Raw genomic sequence first — 13,707 nt, 5'->3', positions numbered from 1 at the left:
CGACCGGGTTCCGGACCGCGGTGGCCCGGTCAGCCGAGGCCGGGGAAGAACAGGCCGATCTCGCGGGCCGCGGACTCCGGGGAGTCCGAGCCGTGGACGATGTTCTCCTGCACCTCGAGGCCGAGGTCGCCGCGGATGGTGCCGGGCGCAGCCGTGACCGGGTCGGTGGCGCCGGCCAGCGCGCGGAAGGCCTCGACCGCCCGCGGGCCCTCGACGACGAGCGCGAGCAGCGGGCCGCCGGTGATGAAGTCGACCAGCGAGCCGAAGAACGGCCGCTCGCGGTGCTCGCCGTAGTGCTCCTCGGCCACGTCGCGGGTCAGCGTGCGCAGCTCGGCGGCGACCAGGCGCAGGCCCTTGGCCTCCAGGCGCGAGATCACCTCGCCGACCAGGCCGCGGGCGACGCCGTCGGGCTTGACGAGGACCAGGGTGCGCTCGGGCGCGGGGGCGGACACGAGCGGGCAGCCTACGCGGTGGCCCGGGGACGCCCCGGCTCCCTCGTCCGGGGGATGGAGGTCGGGGGTCCCCGTGCCGAAGACCACCGGGTGAGCACCCGAGCGCGGTCCCTCGTCGTCGGCACGGCCCTGGTCCTGACCGTGGTCTCCCCGGTCGCACCCGCCCTGGCCGAGACGCCGGCCGGCGCCGGCGTGGACGTCCCCGCGGTGCTCGACGCCGAGCTCTCCGCGAGCGAGGAGCAGGCGCTGTCCACGCTCACCACCGGGACCGGCGTCCCGCTCGAGGCCTTCGTGGTGACGCCCGACGGCCCGGAGATCGTCACGCTGGACGCCGACTCGCGCACCGACGCCGCCGCGGCCGCCGAGCTGCTCGAGGACCAGCCGGCCGTCGAGTCCGCCGCCGTCTCGGTCGTCGTCCGCGCGCTGGGGGGCGCCCACCGCCAGTACGGCAACGAGATGGTGCGCTCCGAGGCCGCCCGCGCCGGGGTCGACGGCCCGCTGTCGGGCGTCGTCGTCGCCGTCCTGGACACCGGTGTCGCGCCGCACCCGGAGCTGGCCGGCGTCCTCGTGCCGGGGCGCAACTTCACCACCTCGCCGGGCGGGGAGCTGGACACCACCGACCGGCAGGGGCACGGCACGCACGTGGCCGGCACCGTCGCCGCGGACGCCGCGTCCGACGTCGAGGGCGTGGCGCACGGGGTGCGGGTCATGCCGGTCAAGGTCCTCGGGGACGACGGGTCCGGCTCCTCCAGCGCGGTGAACAGCGGGATCATCTGGGCCGCCGAGAACGGCGCCGACGTCATCAACATGTCGCTGGGCGGGCCGGGCGGCGCCGGGCTGTTCGCCTCCGCCGTGGACTACGCGCGTTCCAGGGGCGTGACGGTCGTCGCCGCGGCCGGCAACGACAACACCTCGACCCCGTCCTACCCGGCCGCGGAGCCGGGGGTCATCAGCGTGGCAGCCGTGGACGCGCAGCAGGCCCGGGCCTCGTTCTCCAACTCCGGCAGCACCGTCGACCTCGCCGCGCCGGGCGTCGGGATCCTGTCCACCCACCTGGACGGCAGCCTGGCCTCCCTGAACGGCACGTCGATGGCGTCCCCGCACGTGGCCGGCGTGGCCGCGCTGGTCGAGGCGGCCGCCCCCGGCCTCACGCCCGACCAGGTGGAGCGGGCGCTGGTCGCGAGCACGACCGACCTGGGCACCGCCGGCCGCGACGACTGGTTCGGCCACGGCCTGGTCGATGCCGTCCGCGCCGTGCAGGCCGGCAACAGCCTGGAGTCCACCGGCACGGTGGCCTCGGCGCCCGGTGCGCCCGCGATCTGGAAGCCGTTCGCCGGCGTGGGCTCGGTCGTCGTGCGCTGGGCCGCCCCCACCGTCACCGGCGGCGCCCCGGTCACCGGGTACACCGTGCGCGCCCACCGCGGCAGCACCCTGGTCAAGACCGTCACCGCCGGCGGCAGCGCCACCCGGGTCACCGTGACGGGCCTGACGAACGGCACCGGCTACCGGTTCACCGTCACCGCGGTCAACGTCGCCGGTGCCGGCCGTCCCTCCGCGCTGAGCGCCACGGCCACCCCGCGCACCGTGCCCGGGGCCCCGGCCATCTGGCGGCCGTTCGCCGGCGACGGTTCCGTCGTCGTCCGCTGGGCCGCCCCCACCGTCACCGGCGGCGCCCCGGTCACCGGGTACACCGTGCGCGCCTACCGCGGCAGCACCCTGGTCAAGACCGTCACCGCCCGCGGCAGCGCCACCCGGGTCACCGTGACCGGGCTGCGCAACGGCACCGGCTACTGGTTCAAGGTCGCCGCGGTCAACGAGGCGGGTGCCGGCCCCCGGTCGAAGGGCAGCGCCACGGTCACGCCCCGCCGCTGACCGGCGGGCCGGGCTCCCCGAACGGGGAGCCCAGCAGCTCCTTGCGGATCTGCAGCAGGTACAGCCAGATGAGCACGAAGACGCCGCCGACGAACCACATGGCGCCGTTGATCAGACCGGTGAGCAGCAGCGGCACCTGCAGCGCGGTGCCCACCACCAGGCCCTGCGGACGGCGCTGCACCCCGCTGGCCAGCACGAGGACGGCAGCCAGCGCCAGCAGCAGGGTCAGCTCCAGGCCGCCGAGACCGTCGCCGGTCTGGGCGATGCCCCGTGGCACGAACAGCACGGCGATGCCCTCGAGCACGAGCACCGCGGCCGCGGCACCGCGCAGCGCACGGGCCGCCCGCACCGGGTCCGGCGCGGTCACGGCGTCTCCTCGCTGGCGCTCGTCGACGCCGTGCCGCGCGGTGCTCCACCCATGCGTGACCTCGCGAGCTCGGTCACGCCTGGCTCCGGCCGAGGATCGTGCGGGCCTCGCCGGCGGTGACGACGCTGCCGGTGACCAGCACGCCGGAGCCGCCGAGGGCGTCGTCCGGGCCGGCCTCGGCCAGCTCGATCGCCTCGCTGAGGGCCTCGGGCAGCCGCGGGGAGACGCTGACCCGGCCGGCGCCGAAGACGTCGACGGCCAGCGCGCCCAGCTCGTCGGCCGGCATCGCCCGCGGCGAGGCGTTCTGGGTGACCACCAGCTCGGCGCAGACGCCCTCCAGCTCGCGCAGCATCCCCTCGACGTCCTTGCCGTGGACCACGCCGACCACCCCGACCAGCCGGGTGAAGTCGAAGGACTCGCGGACCGCCTCGACCGTCGCGGCCATGCCGGCGGGGTTGTGCGCGGCGTCCACCAGCACCGTCGGGCTGGTGCGCACCCGCTCCAGGCGGCCCGGCGACCGGACGGCGGCGAACGCGGCGCGCACGGTCTCCTGGTCGATCGGCCCGGTGCCCGCGCCCGCGCCGAGGAACGCCTCGACGGCGGCCAGCGCGGTCGCGGCGTTCTGCGCCTGGTGGGCGCCGAACAGCGGCAGGAACACCTCCGCGTACTCCCCGCCCAGGCCCTGCAGCCGCACCTGCTGCCCGCCCACGGCGACCCGCCGCTCCAGCACCCCGAACTCGGTGCCCTCCCGGGCGACCACCGCCTCCACCTCGACGGCCCGGCGGACCAGCGCGTCCAGCGCCGCGGGCTGCTGGCGGGCCAGCACCGCGACGGCGTCGCGCTTGATCACCCCGGCCTTCTCCCCGGCGATGGTGCCGACGTCCGGGCCGAGGTACTCGGCGTGGTCCAGCGCCACGGGGGTGACGACGGCGACGCGGGCGTCGACGACGGTGGTGGCGTCCCAGGTGCCGCCCATGCCCACCTCGACGACGGCGACGTCGACCGGGGCCTCGGCGAAGGTGGCGTAGGCCATGCCCACCATGACCTCGAAGAAGCTCATCGGGTGCCCGCCAGCGGCGTCGACCATCCGCACGTAGGGCGCGACGTCGTCGTGGGTCTCCACGAAGCGCTCGGGGCTGACCGGCTCGCCGTCGAGCACGATCCGCTCGCGCACCGACTGCAGGTGCGGGCTGGTGAAGCGGCCCACCCGCAGGCCGAAGCCGCGCAGCAGCTCGTCGACCATCCGCGCCGTCGTCGTCTTGCCGTTGGTGCCGGCCACCTGGACGACGGGGTAGGCCCGGTGCGGGGAGCCGAGCAGGTCCACCAGGGCGGCGATCCGGCCGAGCGAGGGCTCCAGGCGGGTCTCCGGCCAGCGGGCCAGCAGCTCGCCCTCGACGCGGGCGAGGTCGGCGGTCCCGGTGCTCCTCATCCTGCCCAGGATGCCAGCCGCCGACTTCCTAGACTGACCCCCATGGCTGCCGACACCACGACCCCGGACACCGCTGCGCCGGGAGCGTCGGCCGGCGTACCGGACAAGCCGTCGCTGGACGGGCTCGAGGAGCGGTGGACCGCCCGCTGGGCGGCCGACGGCACCTACGCCTTCGACCGCGCGGCCGCGCTGGCCGCCCCGCGCGAGCAGACCTGGTCGATCGACACCCCGCCGCCGACGGCCAGCGGCTCGCTGCACGTCGGGCACGTGTTCAGCTACACGCACACCGACATCGTCGCCCGCTACCAGCGGATGCGCGGCCGGCACGTCTTCTACCCGATGGGCTGGGACGACAACGGCCTGCCCACCGAGCGGCGGGTGCAGAACTACTACGGCGTGCGCTGCGATCCCTCGCTCCCCTACGACGACGGCTTCGCCCCGCCCGCGAAGCCGGGCAAGGAGCAGGTGCCGGTGTCCCGGCGCAACTTCGTCGAGCTGTGCGAGCAGCTGACGGCGGAGGACGAGGAGGCCTTCGCCGAGCTGTGGCGCCGCGTCGGGCTGTCGGTGGACTGGACCAACGTGTACCGGACGATCTCCGAGACCTCCCGCGCGACCGCGCAGCGCGCCTTCCTGCACAACCTGGCCCGCGGCGAGGCCTACGCACAGGAGGCGCCGACGCTGTGGGACGTCACCTTCCGGACGGCGGTCGCGCAGGCCGAGCTGGAGGACCGCGAGCGCCCCGGCGCCTACCACCGGATCGCCTTCTCCTCCCCCGACGGCCCGGTGTTCATCGAGACCACCCGCCCGGAGCTGCTGCCCGCCTGCGTCGCGCTGGTCGCGCACCCCGACGACGAGCGGTACCGGCCACTGTTCGGCTCCACGGTGCGGACGCCGGTGTTCGGCGTCGAGGTGCCCGTGGTGGCCCACCGCCTCGCCGAGCCGGACAAGGGCTCGGGCATCGCGATGATCTGCACCTTCGGCGACCTCAACGACGTCACCTGGTGGCGGGAGCTGCAGCTGCCCACCCGCGCGGTCGTCGGCTGGGACGGCCGGCTGCTGCCCGAGCCGCCGCCGGGCGTCCCGGCGGCGCCCTACGCCGAGCTGGCCGGCAAGACCGTGTTCAGCGCGCAGGCCCGCATGGTGGAGCTGCTGCGCGAGTCCGGTGACCTCGACGGCGAGCCGCGGCCGATCACGCACCCGGTGAAGTTCTTCGAGAAGGGCGAGCGGCCGCTGGAGATCGTCACCACCCGGCAGTGGTACATCCGCAACGGCGGCCGGGACGCCGACCTGCGGGAGGCGCTGCTCGCCCGGGGCCGGGAGATCCGCTGGGTGCCCGAGCACATGCGGCACCGCTACGAGAACTGGGTCGAGGGCCTCAACGGCGACTGGCTGATCAGCCGGCAGCGGTTCTTCGGCGTCCCGTTCCCGGTCTGGTACGCCCTCGACGACGCCGGCGAGCCGGTGTTCGACGAGCCCCTGCTGGCGCCGGAGTCGGCGCTGCCGGTCGACCCGTCGTCCGACGTGCCGGAGGGCTACACCGAGGACCAGCGCGGCAAGCCGGGTGGGTTCGCCGCCGACCCCGACGTCATGGACACCTGGGCCACGTCGTCGCTGTCGCCGCAGGTGGCCTGCGGCTGGGACACCGACCCGGAGCTGTTCGCGCACGTCTTCCCGATGGACCAGCGCCCGCAGGCGCACGACATCATCCGCACCTGGCTGTTCTCCACCGTCGTCCGCTCGCACTTCGAGCACGGCACGGTGCCCTGGACGCACGCCACCATCTCCGGCTTCGTCGTCGACCCCGACCGCAAGAAGATGTCGAAGTCCAAGGGCAACGTGGTCACCCCGATCGACGTGCTGGAGCGCTACGGCACCGACGCGGTGCGCTGGCGGGCCGCTGGCGCCCGGCCGGGCGCGGACTCCCCCTTCGACGAGGCGCAGATGAAGGTCGGCCGCCGGCTGGCCATCAAGATCCTCAACGTGGGCAAGTTCGTGCTGGGGCTGGGGGCGTCGGCCTCGGCGTCGGCGGACGCGGTGACCGAGCCGGTGGACCTCTCGCTGCTGGCCGGGCTGGCCGGCGTCGTCGACGAGGCGACCGCGGCGATGGAGGCCCACAACTACACCCGCGCGCTGGAGGTCACCGAGGCGTTCTTCTGGTCGTTCTGCGACGACCACGTGGAGCTGGTGAAGTCCCGCGCCTACGGGACCGGGTCGGCCGCGGAGTCCGCCCGGGCTGCGCTGGCGCTGGCGCTGTCGGTGCAGCTGCGGCTGTTCGCCCCGGTGCTGCCGTTCGTCACCGAGGAGGTCTGGTCCTGGTGGCAGGCCGGCTCGGTGCACCGTGCCCCGTGGCCGGCCGCCGGCGAGCTGCCCGCGGGTGGGGACCCGGCGGTGCTGCCGCTGGTGGCCGCCGCGCTGGGCGGGGTGCGCAAGGCGAAGTCCGACGCCAAGGTGTCGATGCGCGCGGATGTGGAGTCCGCGACGGTGACCGCGCCGGCCGGTCAGGTGCCGCTGCTGGAGGCCGCCCGCGGCGACCTGGTGGACGCCGGCCGGATCGCGTCGCTGACCGTGGCCGCCGGGGACGGCCCGCTGACGGTGGACGTGGTGCTGGCGCCCGCGGGGGCCTGACCCGCCTCAGGCCGCGGTTCCGGTGGCCGCCCAGGCCGGCGCCGGTCCGAGCCCCAGCCGCCAGCGCGCCGCCTCCTCGGAGGGGCTGTGGCCGCCGAGGGCCAGCTGCAGGGTGCGCAGCTGCAGCCGGGCCGCGGTGATCCGGCCGGTCCCGCCGCTGCCGCGGCCGGGGACGCCGGCGCACGGCGCGACCGCCGGGGAGACCAGGTGCGCCGCGGCACCGGACAGGCCCCGGTAGAACACCCGCTCGGGCGGGCTCAGGCCCGGCGGTGCGGCGAGGAAGTCCCGCAGCGACTCCGGCACGGGGGCCAGCTCGGGGCGGTGCGCGGCCAGGGCCTCGGCCAGCTCGGCCGCGCTGCCCGGGAGGTCGGTTGCGCCGAGGGCGTGCGCGCTGCGGGCCCACTCGGCGACGTAGACGTCCGGCCAGCCGCGGCCGAAGCGGGCGGTGAGGTCGCGGCCGACGGCCTGCTGGGCGGCGAGGAACGCGTCGGTGAAGGCCAGGTGCACCCAGCGCAGCAGCACCGGGTCCGACGCGGAGTAGGGGCGGCCGGCGACCCGGCCGCGGACGCTGTCGTGCATGTCGCGCACCCGGGCGGCCTCCCGCTCGGCCAGCTCGGCGGAGCCGAAGGTGCTCACCACCAGCCAGCGGGCGGTGCCGGCCAGCCGCTTCCACGGGTCCTCGCGGTAGGCCGAGTGCCGCTGCACCCCGGCCAGGGCCAGCGGGTGCGCGGCCTGGCCGAGCAGCGCGGCCACTCCCCCGACCAGCGTGGACAGGTCGCCGTGCACCCGCCACACCACGCCGTCCGGCTCGAACCAGCCCGGCCCGGTGCCGACGCGGGCGATGTCCCGGACCCAGTCGGGCGCGCCGGTCGGGTCACCGGAGACGCGGCTGCGGAAGGCGGCGCGCGCGGCGTCGGGCAGGGCGGTGAGGGCGCGCACCCCGCCGAGGGTGCCAGCGGATCGCCGGCCGCGCCGCGCACGACACCGGCTCTGGGCGGGCCTCCCCGCGCGAGGGTGTGCGCCGTCGCCCCGTCCGGTGGTGGGAACGGGGGCGTCAGCGCCCACGCTCGGCGGCGGCGAACAGGCGCCGGCGGGCGGTGTGGACGGCGAGGACCTCCGCGCGGCAGCGCTGCGGTTCGGTGGTCATCCGGCGGAAGCCGAACCGCAGGGTCTGCCACCCGACCGTCGCCACCAGCGCGTCCCGCCGGATGTCCTGCTCGCGCTGCGCCCGGGAGCCGTGCCAGGCCGCGCCGTCCATCTCGACCGCGAGCTGCACCTCGTCGTAGGCGGCGTCCAGGAGGAACGTCTCCCCCGCCACCTCGATCCGGCGCTGCTGGGTGAACCGTGGCATGCCCGGCCCGCGCAGCACCCTCAGGCAGCCCCAGATCTCCAGCTCGCTGCGGCACCCCTCCGCCAGCAGCCGGACCAGGTCCACCAGCTCGGCCCGCCCGGGCAGGCACGGCCGGCGCTCGACCTCCCGGCACAGCTCGCGCGGCCCGCACAGCCTCCGTCGGACGGCGTCGATGGCGGCCGCCCGCACGTCGGCGCGGCTCAGGCCCGCCGGGGAGCCCCAGGCGTCGACGATGGCCCGCTCCGGGCAGGACACCGGCAGACCGTCGACCCGCCGGGTGCTGTCGTCGAGGTGCCGCGTGCGGTGCAGGACGACGCCCGCGGTGCCCCGGCCGCTCCGCGTGCACGCCACCGTCAGGTGCACCGAACCACCGGGCGGGGCGAGCCCCCACAGCGCCAGGGCGGACCGGTGGCTGACCACGCCGTCGCAGGCGTGCACCGCGGCCTCCATCCGGAGCCGCCAGTCGCGGGCCGGGCCCGGCAGCGCGTAGACGCCGGGCTGGAGGCGGACCACCCGCCCCGAGCGGACGAGGCGGGTGACGGTCCCGCGCCCGACGCGGGCGGTGAGCGCCTCCCAGGTGGCCCACCCGTCCGGGCCGAGGAGGGCAGCAGGGTCGTGGGTCATGCGCCGAGCCTCGGCACGGCCGGGGCCGCGGGAGTCGCCGTCGGCGGGTCTGTGGACGGCGGCCGGCGCGGTGGACAGCGACGGAGTGCGCCCGGGCCCCACTCGCGACGGTGGAACGGGGCCCCGGCGCACACGCTCCCGCCCCGGACGACAGCGAGCCCGCCCCCGGTGGTCGGGGACGGGCTCGCTCAGCGCGGGGTCGGCCTGCTAGGCCGACTTCTCGCGGGGGGCGCGGCTGGGCTTGCGGGGCACGATCGTCGGGTTGACGTGCTCCAGCACGACCTCCCGGGTGATCACCACGGAGGCGACGTCGTCGCGGCTGGGGACGTCGTACATCACCGACTGCAGCACCTCCTCCATGATCGCGCGGAGGCCGCGGGCGCCGGTGCCGCGGAGGATGGCCTGGTCGGCGATCGACTCCAGCGCGTCGTCGGTGAACTCCAGCTCCACCCCGTCGAGCTCGAACAGCCGCCGGTACTGGCGCACCAGGGCGTTCTTCGGCTCGGTGAGGATGTTCATCAGCGCGTCGCGGTCGAGCTTCTCGACGCTGGTGATGACCGGCAGCCGGCCGATGAACTCCGGGATCATGCCGAACTTCAGCAGGTCCTCGGGCATGACCTCGGCGAAGGTGTTGGCCTCGTCCATCTCCTTCTTGGAGCGGACCTCCGAGCCGAAGCCGATGCCCTGCTTGCCGGCCCGCTGCTCGATGATCTTCTCCAGCCCGGCGAAGGCGCCGCCCACGATGAACAGCACGTTCGTCGTGTCGATCTGGATGAACTCCTGGTGCGGGTGCTTGCGGCCGCCCTGCGGGGGCACCGAGGCCGTCGTCCCCTCGAGGATCTTCAGCAGCGCCTGCTGCACGCCCTCGCCGGAGACGTCGCGGGTGATCGACGGGTTCTCGCTCTTGCGGGCGATCTTGTCGACCTCGTCGATGTAGATGATCCCGGTCTCGGCCCGCTTGACGTCGTAGTCGGCGGCCTGGATCAGCTTGAGCAGGATGTTCTCGACGTCCTCACCGACGTAGCCGGCCTCGGTGAGCGCGGTCGCGTCGGCGATGGCGAAGGGGACGTTGAGCATCCGGGCCAGGGTCTGCGCGAGGTGGGTCTTGCCGCAGCCGGTCGGGCCCATCAGCAGGATGTTGGACTTGGCCAGCTCGACGGAGTCGTCGCGGCCGCCCGCGCCGCCGGCCTGCACCCGCTTGTAGTGGTTGTAGACCGCGACCGACAGGGCCCGCTTGGCCTTGTCCTGCCCGATGACGTACTGCTCGAGGAAGTCGTGGATCTCCTTGGGCTTCGGCAGCTCGTCGAACTTGAGGTCCGACGACTCCGAGAGCTCCTCCTCGATGATCTCGTTGCAGAGGTCGATGCACTCGTCGCAGATGTAGACCCCGGGGCCAGCGATGAGCTTCTTGACCTGCTTCTGGCTCTTCCCGCAGAACGAGCACTTGAGCAGGTCACCGCTCTCACCGATTCGTGCCACCTGCTGACCTCCACCTCGGGGGGATTCCAGGCTCCCGGATCAGGTGCCTGCCTGTGAACTGGTGCTGGTGTCCCGTGCTCGGCCCCGCTCTCGGCGAGGCCCTCCTCCCGGCGACGGGGCCGGGGTCGAACGCTCGCCGACCGTACCTCCCGGTACCGACCCCGCCGGGTGATGACTCGCCCGGCGGGTGCGGCGCCGACAGTGGTGCACCCCGCGTCCTCCGACGGTACGGGTCGAGCGCCCGACACGCGCGCACTCGACCCGTCCCGATGCGGAGGGTCAGCCCGGGAGCGCGTTCAGCTTCCGGCTCTGGATGACCTGGTCGACGATCCCGTAGGCCTTGGCCTCCTCGGCGGTCAGGATCTTGTCCCGGTCGATGTCGGCGCGGACCTGCTCGGCGGTCCGGCCGGTGTGCCGGGCCAGGATGTCCTCCATCTGCGAGCGCACCCGCTGGATCTCCGCTGCGTGGATCTCCAGGTCCGAGACCTGCCCGCCGGCCTCACCGGAGGGCTGGTGGATGAGCACGCGGGAGTACGGCAGCGCCAGCCGCTTGCCGGGGGTGCCGGCGGCCAGCAGGACGGCGGCGGCCGAGGCGGCCTGGCCCATGCAGACGGTCTGGATGTCGGGCCGGACGAACATCATCGTGTCGTAGATGGCCATCAGCGAGGTGAAGGAGCCACCCGGGGAGTTGATGTAGATGGTGATGTCGCGGTCCGGGTCGGCGGACTCCAGCGTGATGAGCTGGGCCATCACGTCGTTGGCCGACGCGTCGTCGATCTGCACCCCGAGGAAGATGATGCGCTCCTCGAAGAGCTTGTTGTAGGGGTTGGACTCCTTCATGCCGTAGCTCGTGCGCTCCACGAAGGAGGGCAGGATGTAACGGCTGGAGGGCATCTCGAAGCTCACGTCAGTTCCTCCGAACCGTCAGTTGTCGGTGACCGGGTTGGTGCTGTCGGTCATGGCCGCCTTGCTCACCACGTGGTCGACGAACCCGTACTCGAGGGCCTCCTGCGCGGTGAACCAGCGGTCGCGGTCGGAGTCCTTCTCGATCTGCTCGATGCTCTGCCCGGTGTGGAAGGACTGCAGCTCGTTGAGCTCGCGCTTCGTGCGCCGGAACAGGTCGGCCTGGATGGCGATGTCGGCCGCGGTGCCGCCGACGCCGGCCGAGGGCTGGTGCATCATGATCCGCGCGTGCGGCAGGGCGTAGCGCTTGCCGCTGGTGCCGGCGGTGAGCAGGAACTGGCCCATCGAGGCGGCCAGGCCCATGCCGTAGGTGGCCACGTCGCAGTCGATGAACTGCATCGTGTCGTAGATGGCCATGCCGGCGCTGACCGAGCCGCCGGGCGAGTTGATGTACAGGTGGATGTCGCGCTTGGGGTCCTCGGCGGACAGCAGCAGCATCTGGGCGGCGAGCTGGTTGGCGATGACGTCGTCGACCTGGGTGCCCAGGAAGATGATGCGCTCGCGCAGCAGGCGCTCGTAGACCGAGTCGCCGAGGTTCATCCCCCCGGCAGCGCCACGCATGAGCGGCGCGCTCACCTGGTTCGGGTTGGTGCTCACGGGTGCGGTGACCTCCGTTGGACTGTCGGGCAGTCGGTCTCGCTGGGCGGGCGGTGGTGCCGGACCGGGGGCGTCGCTGGGACGCGGTGTCCCGGGGCCGACCTGGGTCTGCGTCGACCCTAACGCGCGGGCAGGAGGGGGCAGTCCCGGCGCGGGGGGTGTTCGCCGACGGCGCAGCGGGGCCCCCCGGGACGGGCGACGCCGCCCCTCCCCGGGGGTCCGGGGCGGGACGGCGTCGGTGCCGGCGGGCGGCTGCTCAGGCGCGGGCGGTGTCCCCGCCGGCGGGCCCGGCGACCTCGGGTGCCTGGTCGCCGGCGTCCCCGCCGAGGGCGTCCTCGGTCGCGTCCTCGGGCTCGGCGTCGCCGAGGTCGGGCTCCCCGGTGGCGTCGTCGCCCGGGGTGCCGGCGTCCTCGGCGGCCGGGGCCTGGACCGTGCGCGGGCGCAGCGCCTCCAGGTCGACGGCGTTGCCGGAGGCGTCGGTGATGGTGGTCTGCTCGAGCAGCTGGGCGAGGGTCTTGGTGCGGCGGACGTCGGCGACGAACTCGGCGATGTTGCCGCCCTGCTGCAGCTGCTGGGCGTACTGCTCCGGGCTCATCCGGTTGCGCTGGGCCTGGGCCATGACCTGCGCGGAGAGGTCCTCGTTGTCGACGGTGACCTCACGGGCGTCGGCGATCGCGTCCAGGATGAACTGGGTGCGCACCGCCTGCTCGATGTTCGTGCGCTGGTCAGCCTCGTAGGCCTCGCGGCTCTCCACGCCGGACATCTGCAGGAACCCGTCCCAGTCCATGCCGGCCTGCTGCAGCTCGTTCTGCATGGCCTGGTTGCGCCACTCGATCTCGCGCTCGACCAGCTTCTCCGGGATGGGCACCTCGACGGTGGCGATCAGGTGCTCGACCAGCTTGTCGCGTGCCTGCGCGCCCTGCTGCAGCACCTTGGTGCGGGCCAGCCGGGTGCGGACGTCGTCCCGCAGCTCGTCCAAGGTGTCGAACTCGCTGGCGGTGGAGGCGAACTCGTCGTCCAGCTCCGGCAGCTCCTTGGTCTTCACCGAGCGGACCGTGACGGTGACGTCGGCGGACTCCCCGGCGTTCGGGCCCTGCAGGAGCGCGGTCCGGAAGGTGGCGGACCCGTCGGCGGACAGCCCGCGGACGGCGTCGTCCAGGCCGGCCATGAGGTTGCCGGAGCCGACCTCGTAGGACATCCCGGTGGTCGAGCCGTCCTCGAGCACCTCGCCGTCGAGCTTGGCCTCGAGGTCGATGGAGACGAAGTCGCCGTCCTGGGCGGCGCGCTCGACGGCGGTGAGCATGCCGAAGCGCTCGCGCATGACCGAGATCTGCTGGTCGATCTCCTCGTCGGTGACCTCGACGTCGTCGACGGTGACCGCGAGGTCCTCCAGCGGGGGCAGCTCGACCTTGGGCGCGACCTCGACCTCCGCGGTGAAGGCGAGGGTGTCGTTGTCGTCGAGGCGGGTCACCTCGATGTCGGGCTGGCCGAGCACACGCACCTGGTTCTCGCGCACGACCTCGGAGTAGACCTCCGGGATGGCGTGCTGGACGACCTGCTCGAGCACCACGGGGCGGCCGATGCGGGTGTCGATGACCCGGTTGGGCACCTTGCCGGGGCGGAAGCCGGGGATGCGCACCTGGTTGCGCAGCTCCTTGTAGACCTCGGCGAAGGCGTGGTCCAGGTCCCCCCACGGCACCTCGATCGCCATCCGGACCCGCGTGGGGCCCAGTTCCTCGATGGTGCTCTTCACAGCGGCAGTGCTCCTCGATCGATCGACGGACGGGGACGGGCGCCGGGCGGCGCCGGGTCGACCCACGAGTCTAGGGACGGCGGACCGTGGTCGGGGTGGCGGTGTCTTGGCTCAAGACATCCCGGACAGATGTCGCACGACATACCGGACTGATGTCGCAAGTCACGCCGGACGACGGGCCGAGGCTCGACCATG

11 protein-coding genes are annotated in these 13,707 nt (G+C 74.2%); 2 read left to right on the top strand and 9 right to left on the bottom strand.

What is annotated here, in order from left to right; all coding sequences use genetic code 11:
* Positions 1-29: 29 nt before the first annotated feature.
* On the bottom strand, positions 30-452 hold the full coding sequence (gene ndk, locus CHB98_RS18400) for a nucleoside-diphosphate kinase (protein ID WP_089307061.1): 423 nt from the start codon (positions 450-452) through the stop codon (positions 30-32).
* Between the two features lie 90 nt (positions 453-542).
* Between ndk and CHB98_RS18395 the strand changes: the two genes are divergently transcribed.
* The gene (locus CHB98_RS18395; protein ID WP_089307060.1) at positions 543-2,324 is read left to right on the top strand and encodes a S8 family serine peptidase; all 1,782 of its coding nucleotides are present in this window, start codon (positions 543-545) and stop codon (positions 2,322-2,324) included.
* On the opposite strand, the gene CHB98_RS18390 is transcribed toward CHB98_RS18395, so the two are convergent.
* Together CHB98_RS18390 and CHB98_RS18385 are read right to left on the bottom strand one after the other, a co-directional pair.
* Positions 2,308-2,691 carry a DUF4233 domain-containing protein gene (locus CHB98_RS18390; RefSeq protein WP_089307059.1) on the bottom strand — a complete coding sequence of 128 codons (384 nt, stop codon included), beginning with the start codon at positions 2,689-2,691 and terminating at the stop codon, positions 2,308-2,310. The genes CHB98_RS18395 and CHB98_RS18390 overlap by 17 nt on opposite strands.
* A gap of 73 nt (positions 2,692-2,764) precedes the next feature.
* Positions 2,765-4,120, bottom strand: coding sequence for a bifunctional folylpolyglutamate synthase/dihydrofolate synthase (locus tag CHB98_RS18385; protein ID WP_089307058.1), 1,356 nt, complete (start codon positions 4,118-4,120; stop codon positions 2,765-2,767).
* A 42-nt stretch (positions 4,121-4,162) separates the two neighbouring features.
* On the opposite strand from CHB98_RS18385, the gene valS reads away from it, so the two are divergent.
* Positions 4,163-6,745, top strand: coding sequence for a valine--tRNA ligase (gene valS, locus CHB98_RS18380; RefSeq protein ID WP_089307057.1), 2,583 nt, complete (start codon positions 4,163-4,165; stop codon positions 6,743-6,745).
* A gap of 6 nt (positions 6,746-6,751) precedes the next feature.
* Here valS and CHB98_RS18375 read toward each other — a convergent pair whose 3' ends face one another.
* From CHB98_RS18375 to tig, 6 genes are all read right to left on the bottom strand, one after another.
* On the bottom strand, positions 6,752-7,684 hold the full coding sequence (locus CHB98_RS18375; protein WP_089307056.1) for an oxygenase MpaB family protein: 933 nt from the start codon (positions 7,682-7,684) through the stop codon (positions 6,752-6,754).
* Positions 7,685-7,799: 115 nt separating this feature from the next.
* On the bottom strand, positions 7,800-8,720 hold the full coding sequence (locus CHB98_RS18370; protein WP_089307176.1) for a DUF559 domain-containing protein: 921 nt from the start codon (positions 8,718-8,720) through the stop codon (positions 7,800-7,802).
* Between the two features lie 207 nt (positions 8,721-8,927).
* Positions 8,928-10,199 (bottom strand): ATP-dependent Clp protease ATP-binding subunit ClpX, encoded by a 1,272-nt coding sequence (clpX, locus tag CHB98_RS18365; protein ID WP_089307055.1) that lies wholly within the window; start codon positions 10,197-10,199, stop codon positions 8,928-8,930.
* 279 nt (positions 10,200-10,478) lie between these two features.
* Positions 10,479-11,105 carry an ATP-dependent Clp protease proteolytic subunit gene (locus CHB98_RS18360; protein ID WP_425432522.1) on the bottom strand — a complete coding sequence of 209 codons (627 nt, stop codon included), beginning with the start codon at positions 11,103-11,105 and terminating at the stop codon, positions 10,479-10,481.
* A gap of 18 nt (positions 11,106-11,123) precedes the next feature.
* Positions 11,124-11,759, bottom strand: coding sequence for an ATP-dependent Clp protease proteolytic subunit (locus tag CHB98_RS18355; protein ID WP_425432521.1), 636 nt, complete (start codon positions 11,757-11,759; stop codon positions 11,124-11,126).
* A 256-nt stretch (positions 11,760-12,015) separates the two neighbouring features.
* Positions 12,016-13,512 (bottom strand): trigger factor, encoded by a 1,497-nt coding sequence (gene tig, locus CHB98_RS18350; RefSeq protein ID WP_245821388.1) that lies wholly within the window; start codon positions 13,510-13,512, stop codon positions 12,016-12,018.
* Between the last annotated feature and the right edge of the window lie 195 nt (positions 13,513-13,707).

It is taken from the genome of Geodermatophilus pulveris (genome assembly GCF_900188375.1).
Classification (GTDB): domain Bacteria; phylum Actinomycetota; class Actinomycetes; order Mycobacteriales; family Geodermatophilaceae; genus Geodermatophilus; species Geodermatophilus pulveris.
Note: the sequence above shows the minus strand (reverse complement) of the source record. Positions and strands in the feature narration are given on the sequence as shown.

Excerpts from the sequence above, each read along its gene's own strand:
- CHB98_RS18370 (WP_089307176.1), bottom strand. The coding sequence starts at position 8,720 with ATGACCCACGACCCTGCTGCCCTCCTCGGCCCGGACGGGTGGGCCACC.
- CHB98_RS18385 (WP_089307058.1), bottom strand. The coding sequence starts at position 4,120 with ATGAGGAGCACCGGGACCGCCGACCTCGCCCGCGTCGAGGGCGAGCTG.
- valS (WP_089307057.1), top strand. The coding sequence starts at position 4,163 with ATGGCTGCCGACACCACGACCCCGGACACCGCTGCGCCGGGAGCGTCG.